Source organism: Pseudomonas sp. s4, from assembly GCF_046764235.1.
Classification (GTDB): Bacteria; Pseudomonadota; Gammaproteobacteria; order Pseudomonadales; family Pseudomonadaceae; genus Aquipseudomonas; species Aquipseudomonas asiatica.
The window spans coordinates 2,647,761-2,662,182 of record NZ_CP177209.1; the positions used below are offsets into that span (position 1 = coordinate 2,647,761).

Annotated in this window: 13 protein-coding genes; 3 read left to right on the forward strand and 10 right to left on the reverse strand. The window is 60.6% G+C overall.

Going from position 1 to position 14,422, the window contains the following annotated elements:
* Positions 1 to 45: 45 nt before the first annotated feature.
* The 7 genes from ACK56M_RS12475 to ACK56M_RS12505 form a co-directional block, all read right to left on the reverse strand.
* Entirely contained in the window at positions 46 to 429 is a 384-nt protein-coding gene (locus tag ACK56M_RS12475) for a MerR family transcriptional regulator (RefSeq protein WP_003256870.1), read from the reverse strand.
* Positions 430 to 593: 164 nt separating this feature from the next.
* Positions 594 to 1,172, reverse strand: a complete 579-nt coding sequence (locus ACK56M_RS12480; protein ID WP_015270145.1) for an NAD(P)H-dependent oxidoreductase — start codon at positions 1,170 to 1,172, stop codon at positions 594 to 596.
* Positions 1,173 to 1,687: 515 nt separating this feature from the next.
* Positions 1,688 to 2,071, reverse strand: a complete 384-nt coding sequence (locus ACK56M_RS12485; RefSeq protein WP_225903934.1) for a type II toxin-antitoxin system YhaV family toxin — start codon at positions 2,069 to 2,071, stop codon at positions 1,688 to 1,690.
* Positions 2,071 to 2,388 carry a type II toxin-antitoxin system PrlF family antitoxin gene (locus ACK56M_RS12490; protein WP_095064487.1) on the reverse strand — a complete coding sequence of 106 codons (318 nt, stop codon included), beginning with the start codon at positions 2,386 to 2,388 and terminating at the stop codon, positions 2,071 to 2,073. The genes ACK56M_RS12485 and ACK56M_RS12490 overlap by 1 nt, the downstream gene beginning before the upstream one ends.
* Positions 2,389 to 2,710: 322 nt before the next feature.
* On the reverse strand, positions 2,711 to 2,854 hold the full coding sequence (locus ACK56M_RS12495) for a hypothetical protein (RefSeq protein WP_167506595.1): 144 nt from the start codon (positions 2,852 to 2,854) through the stop codon (positions 2,711 to 2,713).
* Positions 2,855 to 3,192: 338 nt separating this feature from the next.
* The gene (locus tag ACK56M_RS12500; RefSeq protein WP_411959493.1) at positions 3,193 to 4,104 is read right to left on the reverse strand and encodes a magnesium transporter CorA family protein; all 912 of its coding nucleotides are present in this window, start codon (positions 4,102 to 4,104) and stop codon (positions 3,193 to 3,195) included.
* 3 nt (positions 4,105 to 4,107) lie between these two features.
* Entirely contained in the window at positions 4,108 to 5,688 is a 1,581-nt protein-coding gene (locus ACK56M_RS12505; RefSeq protein ID WP_100413526.1) for a RimK family protein, read from the reverse strand.
* A gap of 94 nt (positions 5,689 to 5,782) precedes the next feature.
* Here ACK56M_RS12505 and ACK56M_RS12510 point away from each other — a divergent pair, with 94 nt between their 5' ends.
* Both ACK56M_RS12510 and ACK56M_RS12515 read left to right on the forward strand, forming a co-directional pair.
* Positions 5,783 to 6,877 carry a GNAT family N-acetyltransferase/peptidase C39 family protein gene (locus ACK56M_RS12510; RefSeq protein WP_217190530.1) on the forward strand — a complete coding sequence of 365 codons (1,095 nt, stop codon included), beginning with the start codon at positions 5,783 to 5,785 and terminating at the stop codon, positions 6,875 to 6,877.
* A 134-nt stretch (positions 6,878 to 7,011) separates the two neighbouring features.
* Positions 7,012 to 8,913 (forward strand): potassium transporter Kup, encoded by a 1,902-nt coding sequence (locus ACK56M_RS12515; protein WP_100413524.1) that lies wholly within the window; start codon positions 7,012 to 7,014, stop codon positions 8,911 to 8,913.
* Between the two features lie 181 nt (positions 8,914 to 9,094).
* Here ACK56M_RS12515 and ACK56M_RS12520 read toward each other — a convergent pair whose 3' ends face one another.
* The 3 genes from ACK56M_RS12520 to ACK56M_RS12530 form a co-directional block, all read right to left on the reverse strand.
* Positions 9,095 to 10,453, reverse strand: a complete 1,359-nt coding sequence (locus ACK56M_RS12520) for a glutamine synthetase family protein (protein WP_411959494.1) — start codon at positions 10,451 to 10,453, stop codon at positions 9,095 to 9,097.
* A gap of 83 nt (positions 10,454 to 10,536) precedes the next feature.
* On the reverse strand, positions 10,537 to 11,766 hold the full coding sequence (locus tag ACK56M_RS12525) for an outer membrane beta-barrel protein (protein ID WP_280167952.1): 1,230 nt from the start codon (positions 11,764 to 11,766) through the stop codon (positions 10,537 to 10,539).
* A gap of 442 nt (positions 11,767 to 12,208) precedes the next feature.
* Entirely contained in the window at positions 12,209 to 13,123 is a 915-nt protein-coding gene (locus tag ACK56M_RS12530; RefSeq protein ID WP_013972367.1) for a LysR family transcriptional regulator, read from the reverse strand.
* Positions 13,124 to 13,329: 206 nt separating this feature from the next.
* On the opposite strand from ACK56M_RS12530, the gene ACK56M_RS12535 reads away from it, so the two are divergent.
* Positions 13,330 to 14,352 carry a zinc-dependent alcohol dehydrogenase family protein gene (locus ACK56M_RS12535; protein ID WP_015270146.1) on the forward strand — a complete coding sequence of 341 codons (1,023 nt, stop codon included), beginning with the start codon at positions 13,330 to 13,332 and terminating at the stop codon, positions 14,350 to 14,352.
* Positions 14,353 to 14,422: the final 70 nt, after the last annotated feature.

Genomic DNA, 14,422 nt, shown 5'->3' on the forward strand with positions numbered 1-14,422 from the left:
AAACGGCACCGGGCGCCATGGCCGTTCAGGGGCGGCGGTGCGGATTCAGCGGGCTTTTTCCAGGTGTTCGAACTGGCATTGCATCTGAGCATCTTTGAGGCTCAGCTCAAACTCGACCAAGCCGTCATGCACTTTCTGCAACGCCTGGATCTGCCCCATCAATTCCTGCTTTTTGTTATCGATGGCCTGCATGGCCAGATCCCAGGGCAGCTCCTGGCCGCGATGATCCTGCAGAATGGCCTGCATTTCCTTGAGCTTGAAACCGAGTTGCTGAGCGCATTTGATGAAGGTCAGCAGCTCTACGCTTTGCTGGCTGTAGATGCGGTACTTGCCTTCGCGTTGCGGGGGGGGCAACAGGCCGATTTCTTCGTAATGTCGAATGCTTTTGACGGTGGTGCCCGACAGCTGGGCGGCTTTGCCGATGTACATGAAAATCCCTTTTTGACGCATCAGAAGCGAAAAGATGTCGCGCGCTCGCACAGGCGCGCGACATCTTTGCACAAGCGTCAGGGGGTTGGAAGCCAGTTTGGACAAGGTGTCGCAGCAGGTAGGCTCGGCTGGGCAGTGCAGGGGCACGGCACGACCGGGGCCGATCAGCGGCTGGCGACTGCCTGGACTTGTTTGAGCCAGGCTTCACGCTGTTCCGGCTTGGAGCCCAATACCGGACCGAAGGTCAGGGTTTTCAGGGGCTTTATGCCGCAGAATTCCAGGGTGGTCTTGCGCATTTGGTGCAGGCCCGGCATGCGATACACCCATCGGTAGTACCACGGCGGCGTGTCCATGGTCACCAAAAGGTGAGCCGTGCGACCCTTGAGCAGCTTATCCGGGAAGGGCGAGCCCTTGCGGTACTTGAAGGCAAAACCGGGCAGAAACACGCGGTCGAAGAACCCCTTGAGCAACGCCGGAATGCCGCCCCACCAGATCGGGTACACAAATGTCAGGTGTTCGGCCCAGGTAATGTCGTTCTGTGCGGCGATCAAATCGGGCTCAAGCAACTGGACCTGGTTATAGCCATCGTGCAGGACCGGATCGAAATCCAGGGTGTCCAGGCGCAGCAGACGCACCTCATGGCCTGCTTGCGTGGCCGCCTCGACATAACGGTCGGTCACGGCGCCGCAAAAGCTGGCGTTCGAAGGGTGGCCGAGGATTACGAGCATGCGTTTGCTCTTCATGACGAACTCCAGATAATGAAGTGCCAAGGGTAAAGTCTGCCCCTAACGGTAGAGTCAAGCCTTGCCGGTTACCGGTGGAGACAAACAGTCCAGCAGCGCTCGGGTGTAACCCGGCAAACCGTCGAATGAGTGGGCGCAGATCCGCAATATGCGTTGCGCCCAGGGGGCCGGCAGATCGCGCCAGATCAAGCCCGGATCATGGAGGGTGCGCCGGCATTTACTGGCTGCTGCCGGAGAGGTGCGCCTGTAAGGCCAGAAAACCAAGGGGCTGCCCTGGTTTTCAATAATCCGCGCCTGCAAATCGAGCTTTTCTGAGCCCGGAAGTCAGCCATTGTCGGGTGTCGGGTGACTTGTTCGGATTTCCCTAAAGACTATCAGGGTCGCCGAAGAATATTTGGACAACCATATAAATCAAAAGGTTATGAATGGGGAGTTGGTTTTGTACCCCCAGATGTACCCTTTTTTACAGCAGCTACGAGTGGATTACAGTGGACGCACCGAGGGGAGGGCCGGTGTCAAACGTGCAATCCCTCACCCAGTCGCGCAGCTTTGCTGCCTGCGGACCGTAGGGTATTTTCGTCGTTGACCCATGCATAGACGATGACCTTGGATTTTGAGTCGTAGCGAAAGAACAGCCGAAAGCGCCTGCCGATTTTTGCCCGCCGCCAATGTCGGTAGGCGGTGCCCAGCGTGTTGCCTTGGCGGAACTCATCACGGCCCGGGTCGGCAGGCACAGCCTCCATGATCAGATGGCTCAATGCCCGAAGCAGCTTGACGTTGGCGTTGCTTTCAAAACCTTGCGGGTCGTTCTGCTCGGCCCGGGCGGCGGCTTCTTGCAATTTGCGTAGCTGTAAAGTCACACCTTCATGGAACAACAGTGCCCAGCCATTTCGCAGCATCAGATCGCGACCTCACCGTCGATATCTTCGTCCAGGTTTACGGAGTGGTTTGCGTTGGCGAGCATGGTTTGCGCCAAGTCTTCCGGCAGAGTGGTGAGGTTGCGGCCGCCTCGGATATCAGCCTCCAGCAAACCCAGGAACGCACCGATGGCAGGGTCTTCGTGGGTGGTTTCTACGCGGCTGACCACGATTTCACCCCCGCGTACGTCGAATGCAATCTTGCCACCAGTGTCAATGCCCAAAAGCTGGCGAACGGATTTGGGCAGTGTGATCTGCCCCTTCGAGGTTAGCGTGGCGATTTCGTGGATGGCAGGCATGGGCGTTCTCCCGGATGTATTGATTGGATGGTAAGGAATAATCCTTACACGATCAATCTTGGTTTTCTGCTGATCAAGCATAGGCGGGGAGGACGCTCAATAGCGCCGCAAGATGAGTTACACCACTTCCAGGGGCACGATCTGTCTGATGTGCACCAAGCGATCTTCTGGTGGCTACCGGCATGGTGAGCAGATGTTGCCGATAGGATTTACCCACCAGAAGATTCATTGGATCAAGGAAGCCGAAAAAACACACCGCATAATTATTGCGGACACTGACAAGGCAGCCTAACAGCGGATCGCGCAATGCTTCAGCGCTGTTTCATGAACGCCGCTGAACTTTGGTGGCCTGACTTTTCATTAACGGTCTTGCTGGTTTATTGATACGGCGCTCGAACAGACTGATGAGCGTCCCAGTGATGGCTACCAGCGCCAGTAAAAACAGTCCGATGTCTGAGTTTTCCATGAGAATCTTCCTGCCAGTCTGTCTGAAAAATGGAGATGTCTGCCTTGCGTTTGCGCTGGGCGAGTTGATCCGTGCGTTGCCAGTACGCCGTTTCATTGGCGTGCATCGAGATTACGGCTTTTCCAGGTCAAGTTGCTGTCGGTTTTCTGCACGCTGGCGTAAAGACTCAATAAAGGGCCTGCATTGGGCTGGCATGAGCTCGCGGTGACCTCTCTGAACCAGGCAGAAAACCGTGCATTGGAAATGGGGACCCTGTGGATGGCAGTGTTCGCTGTCGGGGTAAGCCTGCTGGCAGTGCTCAACGGCCTGTGTCTGCACAATAAGTAGAGGGCAAGGGCTCATGCTACGCGCCGCAACGCCACGGCCATGCCCCCGCCCAGCGCCGCCATGCCCAGCAACAAGGCCGGAAATGACAGCCACCAGGGCATGCCAGCAGTCATCATGCTGAATTCCGACATCCCGCCGATGCTGGCCAGCAGGTTCAACGGCAGGAACACCACGTTGATCAGCGTCAAATTGCGCAGGGCGTGGTTCATGCCGTTGTTGGCCAGGTTGCCGCGGGCCTCGATGAGGTTGGTGAAAACCTGGGCGTGGATTTTCGCCTGCTGGTAGCTCTGCTCGTTCTCGATGATCAGGTCGTTGAGCGCCTCCAGCTGCTCGGGCCTGAAGCCGTGCTTCTGACCGTGGCTGCGCAGCAGCGCGAGCACGGCGCCGTTGCTCTGGATCGCGTTGACGTAATACACCAGGCTTTCGCTCAGGCTGTACATCTGCACCAGGTGCTGGCTGTCCATGGGTCGGTCGAACTGCAGCTGGATCTCCCAGGCCACCTGCTTGACCACCCGCAAATGCCCCAGGTAGTGATGCACGCTTTCGGCCAGCATTGCCATCAGCACATCCAGCGGGGTGCTGATACCGGCCTGAGGATCCACGCCGTCCAGCAGCGAATTGCTGGCGCAAATCACCACCAGGCGTTTCTCGCTGAGCACCACGCCGAATGACGATACGTTGAATACTCGGCCGTCGAAGCTTTCCGGGCGTTTCCAGATCAGGAACAGGTGATCGGGCTTGATCTCGATACGCGCCACTTCGTCCGGGTCCAGCGACGACTCCAGCGCCTGGGCGCTGATGCCCAGACGCCCGCATAGTCGAGCCTGTTCGGCTGCGTCCGGCGCCACGCACAACCAGATGCTGGCCTGATCCTCGGACGACTCAAGAAGGGCACCGTGCTCGGTGCAGTAGTATTCGATCATCGCTCACCAGGTCTGGCCAAGATGTTTGCGTTCGAGCCGCTGCACGAAGGCCTGCAGTACACGGCGGTACAGTTCGTCGCCCAGCACGGCGTCTTCGATGCCGGCATCGAGATTGGGGTTGTCGTTGACTTCAATCACCAGCACGCGGTCGCCGGCCTGCTTGAGGTCCACGCCATACAGCCCATGGCCAATGAGCCGCGCGGTGTCCACGGCCAGCTTTACCACCTCGGGCGGTGCCTGCTCCACCGGCACCGCGCGGCACCGGCCATTGACTTCGCCGGCCTGAGCCTTGTGGTTGTAGATTTGCCAGTGGCCCTTGGACATGAAGTACTGGCAGGCGTAGAGCGCCTCGCCATTGAGCACGCCAATGCGCCAGTCGTATTCGGTGTAGCAGTACTCCTGGGCCAGTAGCAGCACCGAGTGCTCGAACAGCTCCTGTGCCGCCGAGGCCAGCGCTTGGGCATCGGCAACCTTGATCACACCCTTGGAGAAGCAGCCATCGGGGATCTTCAGCACCAATGGGAAGCCTAGGCGGCGGCCCACCAGTTCAAGTTCCTGGGGGCGGTCCTTGTACAGGATCTCGGTGGCCGGTGCGCCAAGGTTGTGGCGTTTGAGCAGGTCGGCCAGGTACACCTTGTTGGTGCAGCGCAGGATCGAGGAGGGGTCATCGATCACCACCAGGCCTTCGCTCTCGGCCTTCTTCGCGAAGCGGTAGGTGTGATCGTCCACCCGCGTGGTTTCGCGGATGAACAGCGCGTCGAACTCGGCCAGGCGTGCGTAATCTTTCTTTTCGATCAGCTCCACGTCGATGCCGAGCGGCTTGCCGTTCTCGATGAACTGTTCCAGGGCCTGGGCATTGGACGGCGGCAGTTCCTCTGCCGGATCGTGCAGGATCGCCAGGTCGAAACGCGCCAGGCGCTTGGAGGCGGGCTGGCGCCACGTGCGGCGGTTGAAGGCATCCAGCGCGTCGGCAAAGAAATGCTGCTGCTCATCGCGCAGCTTGTGCAGGGCGCCTGCTTTGATGCCGGCGATCTGCCAGGCGTCGCCGCGACGAAACTCCACCAACAGGATGGGGCAGGGGAACGCCTCGAACAGCTGGCGGCCGATCTCCTGCAGTGGTTCGATGGCTGTGCGGCCGAAGTACAGGGTGAGGGTGAAGGCCTCGGTGCTGCCATATGGGTGGTTGACCAAGGCACGCTCGAGGGTGCGCTCAAGGTCGTCCAGCCCCACGCCATAGAGCGCCTTGCGGCTCAGTTCGCTGACCGTGCGTACCGACGGGAACACCTTGTGCCCACGTGCCTCGGCCAGCAGCGAGCAGTAGTAGCCCTGGCCCAGGTATTTGTAGTTGCGGCACAGGTTGAGCACCTGAGTGCGACCGGGTGCGTCATCGCTGTGCTCAAGGTAGTCCTGGGCGAGCATCAGGCTTTCGCTGGGCAGGTAGCTGGCCCAGTCCTCCTTGCGCTCCACCAGGATCAGCAAGCGGCTACCGGCGCGCCGTGTACTGGGAGGTTCCTCGTTGAGGGTGATTGTGGAAGTTTCGCTTTTGGCCAATACTTCGGCCACGTTGGCTTGCACCGCTGACATGAGTATTCGATCCCTGTTGAAGAACACGCCGCTTCAATAAATCACGGGTTTCTCGACCTGTCCCGGTTCGTTACTCAAACATTACGGTGGTGCCATGGTTTTTGATTTTCGCTTTGCGTCGGTGGCCGATGTCGAGGCGCTGGCGGCCCTGGAGCAGGACTGCTTCACCCTTGATCGCCTGAGCCCGCGCAATTTCAGCTGGATGGTGCGCCGTGCCAATGCCTGCCTGATCGTTGCCGAGCAGCAGGGGCAAATGGCCGGCTATGCGCTGCTGTTGTTTCATCGCGGTACGTCACTCGCGCGCCTTTACTCGATTGCTGTGAGCCCCGGCTGGCGTGGCCATGGCCTAGGGCAGCGTTTGCTGGAGCAGGCCGAGGCGGCAGCGCTGGAGCGCAATTGCGCTTGGTTGAGGCTTGAGGTGCGCGCCGACAACCCGACGGCGATCAGCCTGTACGAAAGCAATGGCTATTATCGCTTCGCCGTGGTCGAAGACTACTACGAAGACCATGGCCAGGCGTTGCGTTATGAAAAGCGCATCCTCTGCAACGCACCTGCACCTGCTCGGCAAGTGCCCTATTACGCGCAAACGACAGAGTTCACCTGCGGTGCGGCCTGTCTACTGATGGCCATGGCTGCGATCGAGCGTGGGCGGCCGCTGTTGCGCGCCGAGGAGATTCAGCTCTGGCGTGAGGCCACCACCATCTTCATGACCGCCGGCCATGGCGGCTGTAGCCCGCAGGGCCTGGCTCTGGCGGCCTGGCGCCGTGGGTTCGAGGTGCGCGTGGTGCTTAGCCAGCCGGGGTCTCTTTTTCTCGACGGTGTGCGCAGCCCGCAGAAAAAAGACGTCATGAGGCTGGTAGAGGACGAGTTCGTCGAGGCTCTGGGGGAGACTGACGTGCAACAGGTGGTGGCGCCTGGCTTCGATATCCGTTCGGTGTTGCAAGCGGGTTTCAGACCACTGGTGCTGATCAGTTGTTATCGCTTCACCCGTCTGAAGGCGCCGCACTGGGTACTGGTAACCGGCTGCGATGAGGAGTTCGTCTACCTGCACGACCCGGACGTGGACCACAGCCGCCACCGTCGCAGCCTGGATTGCCAGCACCTGCCGGTCAGTCATGGCGAATTTGCACGCATGAACTGCTTTGGCAGGCAGCGGGTGAGGGCGGCCGTTCTTTTGCGTGGTCGGTGAGACGACCGACGAGCATTTCTTACCCATTCTTTATGCGCTGGATCACGGCCAGGGCCAATACTGGTGCAGCTTTTTCAAGCCCCCGAATTCCCGCCTACACTCAGACTTTACGCAAAACAGACGAGACGTTATCTGTGAGTCAGACCGCAACCGCTGAAAATCAATCCCACGCAGGCAAGAGCACGGGCGTTGGCCTGTTGGTCGCAGCTGTTGGCGTGGTCTATGGCGACATCGGCACCAGCCCGTTGTATACCCTCAAGGAAGTGTTCAATGGCCACTTCGGCGTGCAGGCCAACATCGAAGGGGTGCTGGGCATTCTCTCGCTGGTGTTCTGGTCGTTGATCTGGGTGGTGTCGGTCAAATACGTGCTTTTCATCCTGCGCGCCAGCAACCAGGGCGAAGGCGGGATCATGGCCTTGACTGCGTTGGCCAGGCGGGCGGCGCGGCCTTATCCAGTGCTGAGCAGGGTGCTGGTGCTGTTGGGCCTGTTCGGCGCGGCGCTGTTCTACGGTGACAGCATGATCACCCCGGCAATTTCCGTGCTGTCGGCGGTCGAGGGCCTGCAACTGGGGATCGACGGGATTGACCACTGGGTCGTGCCGATTTCGGTCGTAGTCCTGTTAGGGTTGTTCATTATCCAGAAGCACGGAACAGCACGCATCGGTATCCTGTTCGGGCCGGTGATGGTGCTGTGGTTTGTGGTGCTCGGCGCGCTGGGCGTCTATGGCATTGCCCAGCGGCCCGATGTGCTACAGGCGCTGAGCCCGACTTGGGCCGTGCACTTCTTCGTCGCTCATCCCGGCGTGGGCATCGCCATTCTGGGCGCGGTGGTACTGGCCTTGACCGGGGCCGAGGCGCTATACGCCGACATGGGGCATTTCGGTCGCAAACCGATTTCTCGCGCCTGGTTCATGCTGGTGCTACCGGGCCTTGTACTCAACTATTTTGGGCAAGGCGCACTGATCCTCAACGACCCAGCCGCGGTGCGAAACCCGTTCTACCTGCTGGCTCCCGGGTGGGCACTGCTGCCGATGGTAGCGCTGGCCACCCTGGCCACTATCATTGCCTCGCAGGCGGTGATTTCCGGTGCGTTCTCGTTGACTCGCCAGGCCATCCAGCTTGGCTATGTGCCGCGCATGTTCATCCAGCACACCTCCAGCGAAGAGCAGGGGCAGATCTACATCGGCATGGTCAACTGGGCGCTGATGGTAGGCGTTGTGCTTCTGGTGATCGGCTTCGAATCGTCCAGTGCTCTGGCAGCAGCCTATGGCGTGGCAGTGACCGGAACCATGCTGATCACCACGCTCCTGGCGTCGGCAGTGGTGTTGCTGTTGTGGAAGACACCGCGCTGGCTGGCCGTTCCGCTGTTGTTGGGCTTCCTGCTGGTGGACGGCCTGTATTTTGCCGCCAACGCGCCCAAGATCTTCCAAGGTGGCGCATTCCCGGTGATCGCCGGCCTGGCATTGTTCGTGCTCATGACCACCTGGAAGCGCGGGCGCAGCATTGTCGTCGAACGGCTGGACGAAACCGCGTTGCCGCTGCCGTTATTCATCGGCAGCGTACAGGCGCAGCCGCCCCACCGTGTACAGGGTACTGCGGTGTTCCTCTCCGCCCGTACCGACGCCGTACCCCATGCCCTGCTGCACAACCTGCTGCACAATCAGGTGCTGCACGAACAGGTGGTACTGCTGACGGTGGTCTCGGAAGATTCGCCGCGTGTCAGCGCTGACAAACGCTTCGAAGTGGAAGCTTTTGGCGCAGGCTTCTTCAGAGTCAGCCTGCACTTCGGTTTCATGGAAGAGCCCGACGTGCCGCTTGCCCTAAGCCAGAGCAGCACTGCTGAGCTGGACTTTAGCCCTATGCGCACCACCTACTTCCTCAGCCGGGAAACCGTGGTGCCCACCAAACGGATCGGCATGGCCAAGTGGCGCGAGCACCTGTTCGCCTTCCTGCTCAAGAATGCCAACAGCAACCTCAAGTACTTCAAGTTGCCGCTGAACCGGGTGATCGAACTGGGCACTCAGGTCGAGATGTGACGTTGGCCTAAGGAATGAACCGGTCGAGCACGATCAGGTCCGGGCCATGAAGATCAGGTCCATGGCGTTTCCTCCAGTAGTGAAGGAAGGCTAGTGGCACGCAGCGCAAGATGTCAGAAGGATTGGGGCTTTCTGGATAAAGATCGCATCAAGTCCATTCGTGCGGTTTTTTGGAGCGGTGTTACACACTCAATTGCAGATACTCGCGTTCCCACGTGCTGATGACTTGCCGGTAGTGGCGGTGTTCGGTGCGCTTGACCGCGACATACCCTTGCACGAACCTGTCACCCAGGTAGGTCTTGAGCTTGTCGCAGGCGTCCATTCGAGCCAGCGCCTCGTCAAGCGTGTTTGGTAGGCTCAGGCCGCAGTGAGCGTAGGCACGTCCCGATAACGGGGCGCTTGGCTCGATCCGTTCGCGCATGCCCAGATAACCGCACAGCAAGGTGGCGGCCAGCGCCAGGTAGGGATTGGCATCGGCGCCGGGCAGGCGGTTCTCCACGCGCATCGCGGCGGGCGATGCGCAGGGTACACGCAGGCCGACGGTGCGGTTGTCGTGGCCCCAGGCGACGTTCACCGGCGCGCAGTTGTCCGGCAGGAAACGGCGGAACGCGTTCACGTTGGGCGCGAGCAGCGGCAGCAGCTGCGGGATGTAGCGCTGCAAGCCGCCGATGTAATGCAGGAACTGCTCGCTCATGCCGCCGTCATCGCGGGCGAACAGGTTGTCGCTGGTATGCAAGGCTTGCACACTCTGGTGGATGTGCATCGCGCTACCGGGTTGGTAGGCGATCGGTTTGGCCATGAAGGTCGCACTGATGCCGTGCTTGAGCGCCGCTTCGTGAAGGGTGCGCTTGAACAGGATGAGCTGGTCGGCCAGGCGCAAAGCGTCGCCGTGGCGGAAGTTCACTTCCATTTGGGCGGGACCGCTTTCATGGCTCAGGGTATCGAGGTCCAGCCCCTGGGCATCGCACCAGTGGTAGAGGTCTTCGAACAACGGTGCGAATTCGTGGGTGGCGTCGATGGAGAAACTTTGCCGACCCCGTTCCGGGCGGCCGGAGCGGCCGTCGGGTGCCTCCAGTGGCACATCCGGATCAAAGCTGCGCCGGGTCAGGTAGAACTCCAGCTCTGGGGCTACCACCGGTTGCCAGCCCTCATCGGCATACAGGCCGAGCACCTGCTTGAGTACATGGCGCGGCGACAGTTCGATCGGGTTGCCGGCCTTGTCGAACGGGTCGTGGATGACCATGGCGGTAGGCTCGGCCAGCCAGGGTAGAACAAAGCAGGCCTGCGGATCGGGGCGGCAGTACATGTCGGCACCTGCCTCGTCGAGCAGGGTATCGAACACATGGTCATCGACGTATTCACCGGTCACCGTTTGCAGCAGGACGCTTTCCGGCAGGCGCATGCCACCTTCTTCGAGAAAGCGAGCGGTGGCGGCGATCTTGCCTCGGGCGATGCCACAAAAATCGCAGAGCGCGCACTCGACTTCGGTGATGCCGTGTTGCCTCAGTTGCTCTTGCAACTGCTCAAGGGGGTTATTCATGAAAGCCTCGTCGGATTGGACATTTATTCCTTGACGCCCGTGGGTCGAGCCCTGTGCGACCACAGGGCTTTAGGGGCAGAGCATCAGGCCGGTTTCGGCGAGTACCCGAACCTGGTCACGCTCATCACCGCTGGCACCGAACCATCGTCGGCGCCCAGTGCCTTGACGTAGGCCACCTCGCCCCGTACGAAGAACGGGCCGTCACGGTAGGTCGGCGTGGCGGTCAACGCCCAGGCGCCGGAGCCTGGGCCGTAGAGCAGGTTGGTCGAGGCGCAATTCTGGTCGGTGCCGCAACTGCCGCCCTGGCTGTCGATGAATTCGGCACGCACGCCCAAGGCCCAGTGTTCATCGAAACTGTACTTGGCCAGGAGCGCGGCGCCATAGCTTTCGGCGGCTGCATGGATGCCGATGTCGCGGTCTTGGTCAATACGGGTGTATTGCAGGTAGGGGCTGAGGGTGAAGTCACCGTCGGTGTGGGTGTAGATCAGGTTGTAGAGCTGGCTGTTGTTCTGCACTGTGGGCGTGGCGATGTTCGACTTCGCGTTGCTGGAGAAGTTACCCGCCCCGATGAACGCCAGGGTGTTGTCGGCATCGAAAGCGTAGGCGAGGCTGGTGCTGACCCAGTTGTACTTGCCGGAATAGAAGCCATCGTTGACCGACAGGCTGGCGCTGAGTTTGTCCCTCGCATAGTTCAGTTGCACGCCGCGGCTGATGGAGGGCTCCTGGTTCCACAGCTGGCCACGCTGGATGTTGATGTTTTGAAAAGTGAAAGTGGACTCAGCACCAACCAGGGTCGGCAGCGAGCCGGCCAGGATCGCGAAGTGTTCGCCCAACGGCGCCTTCAGGTAAGCCACTGGCAGGTTGCCGTAAAGCTCTTCGGCGGCCTTGGTCGACTTCATGTAGGTGCTGCCCAGGGACGGCAACGAGTAGCCACCGGCCTGGATATAGAACTGCAGCGGCCTGTCGATGGTCTGGATCTCGACTTGGGCATTGCTGAGGTCGGCGCGGAAGGTGTCGTTATCGTTACCGGGAGCATCGATAATATGGTTCTGCCACAGGCCGAGCCCGGTCAGTTGACCGCTGACGTAGACCTTGCCCAGCAGTGTCGTGTCCACGGCGAAGGGGTTGGGGGTGGATGGCAGGGTGCTGGCGATGGCAGGGGTAGGAAGTGGATCCGCCAGTGCTGGCCCGATCATCAGTAATGTGGCAAGACCAGTCTGGACGGGCAACAGGGCGAGGGGCTTGGTCTTGCAGGATTTTGCGAACGAAGCGGACTGGGTGGGGCGAATGAAGGTATTGACGTACAGGAACATGTAACGCTCTCGATACTCCGAAGAAGTGACTAAAGCGTATTGATTCGCGTGCCAAGTTGCTGTCGGTTTATTTTTCGCCGGCGTAAATTCTTGATAAAGAGTACTAGGCATGGTTGCTGCGCGGCCCTACCTACACAGCAGCGCTCCAACTCTCACAACAACGTCAGTTCTTGATGATCTGTGCCGCTTCCTGAATTGGGTTTTCATTATCTCAGGTGTGTAAGGAAAGAGGTTCAAGTCGACAATCTTAAGCGAGCAAATGGCCATCGATTTCAGTTTGGGAGCGGCAGGGGGTGTAGACATCAGGTTGGGGGCATCCTTTTCAAACCATCCAAAGCATGCCCTCAAATATGCCCCAAATTTAGCAATTAGCTGGAGGAAAATGGCTCTTCGAGGCTAGGAAGAGGCAGAAATGATTAGTTATTAAGCATGCGCGAAGCCCCTATAGGCTGTCAGGGTCGCCGAAGAACATCTGAATCCGCGACCGCAACCACCGCTCTGCCGGGTCATTGTCCTGCGCCCCGCGCCAGGCCATGTGCAGTTCGAAACTGCGCACATCCAGCGGCAGATCCTCGGCCCGCAACCCACCCGCCGCGGTCAACGCATCCGCCGTGTAGTCCGGCACCGTAGCGACAATATCGGTGCCCGCCAGCAAGCTCCCCAGCCCGTTGAACTGCGGCACCGCCAGCACCACATGGCGCTTGCGGCCAATCTCTTCCAGCGCCTCGTCGATGAACCCCGACAGGTCCCCGGCAAACGACACCAGCGCATGCGGCCGCGCGCAGAAGTCGTCCAGGGTGATGGCGCCGGGCACGCTGTCGGCGCGCAGCAGTTTCGGCATGCTGCGGCGCAGCACCTTGCGCTTGGCGTTGGCTGGCAGCTCGCTGGTGTAGCTGACCCCCACCGAGATCTCGCCCGAAGCCAGCAGCGTCGGCATCAGCAGGTAATTGACCCGGCGCACCACCAGCACGATACCCGGCGCTTCGGCGCGTATGCGCTTGAGCAGCTGCGGCAGCAGGGCGAATTCGGCGTCGTCCGACAGGCCGATGCGGAACACCGCATTGCTGGTGGCCGGGTCGAATTCGGCGGCGCGGCTGACGGCGGTGGAAATCGAGTCCAGCGCCGGGGACAGCAGGGCGAAGATCTCGTGGGCCCGGGCCGAGGGCTCCATGCTGCGGCCGGTACGCACGAACAGCGGGTCGTCGAACAGGTTGCGCAGGCGCGACAGCGCCGCGCTGATGGCGGGCTGACCGAGGAACAGTTTTTCCGCGGCACGGGTCACGCTGCGTTCGTGCATCAGCGTTTCGAACACGATCAGCAGGTTGAGGTCTACGCGACGCAGGTCGTTTCGATTCATCGGTGAGCTTCGCCTGAAGTGGGGCAGAGGTGAATCTTAAGGCCAAAGGCTGGTACCCTGCACGGGTTTAGGGGGACCAATCGCAGGGAAAGTCAGGTGCCCAATCGATGACAGGCATGTCGACTATTAATGACCACTGATGGTCTAACCGGCAAAGCCCGGATAAAGTCCGTGGTAATTAGAGGTTCACAAAGGCGAGGTATGCGATGTCCCGCATGATCCGTTTCCACAAGTTCGGCGCTGCCGATGTGCTCCGTTGCGAGGAGCAGGCCGAACCGTCACCTGCTGCCGACGAGGTGCAAATCCGCGTCGAGGCGGTTGGCGTCAGCTGGTATGACGTGCTCTGGCGCCAGAACCTGGCACCGTCCCAGGCGCGCCTGCCGGCGGGGATCGGCCACGAGATGGCCGGGGTGGTGACCGCGGTCGGTGAAGGGGTCGAGGATATTGCGGTGGGTGACCGGGTTGCCAGCTTCCCGGCCACCAGTGCCAACGACCACCCGGTGTATGGCGATGTCATCGTGCTGCCGCGTTCGGCCATTACCCGTTATCCGGATGTGCTTACCCCGATCGAGGCCAGCGTGCACTACACGCCGCTGCTGATCGCCTATTTCGCCTACGTCGACCTGGCCCGGGCGAAAGCCGGGCAGACGGCGCTGGTCACCGATGCCAGCCACTGCGCGGGCCCTGCCTTCGTGCAACTGGGCAAGGCCCTGGGGCTGAAGGTGTTCGCCGCCACCAAGGAGCCGGAACAGCGTGAGTACCTGCTGGGCCTGGGCGCCGACAAGGTTATTGTCACCGAAGAGCAGGACCTGCTGCTGCAGGTTGGCAAGTACACCGATGGCCGTGGTGTGGACATGGTCCTGGATGGCATGGGTGGGCCGCAGATGTCGCTGCTCGGCGATGTGCTGGCACCGCGCGGCAGCCTGGTGCTGTATGGCCTGCAAGGCGGCAATCAGACGCCATTCCCGGCTTGCGCGGCGTTCCAGAAGAACATCCAGTTCTATGTGCACTGCATCGGCAACTTCACCGGCAAGCCGGAGCTGGGTATCAGCCAGGACCAGGTGGCGCTGCAGCGCGCCTTGCGCGATATCAACCAGTTCACTGCCGACCAGTTGCTGACACCGCAGATCATCAAGGTTTACCCGTTCGAGCAGGTGGTCGAGGCGCATCGCTACATGGACCAATGCCCATGCGGCGGGCGCGTGGTGCTGGACATGGCGCAACACTGACAGCGGTCTGCGTCATCAGGAAGCCCGGGCAGAGTCCCGGGTTTTTTGTGCCCGGTACAGAATGATTGAT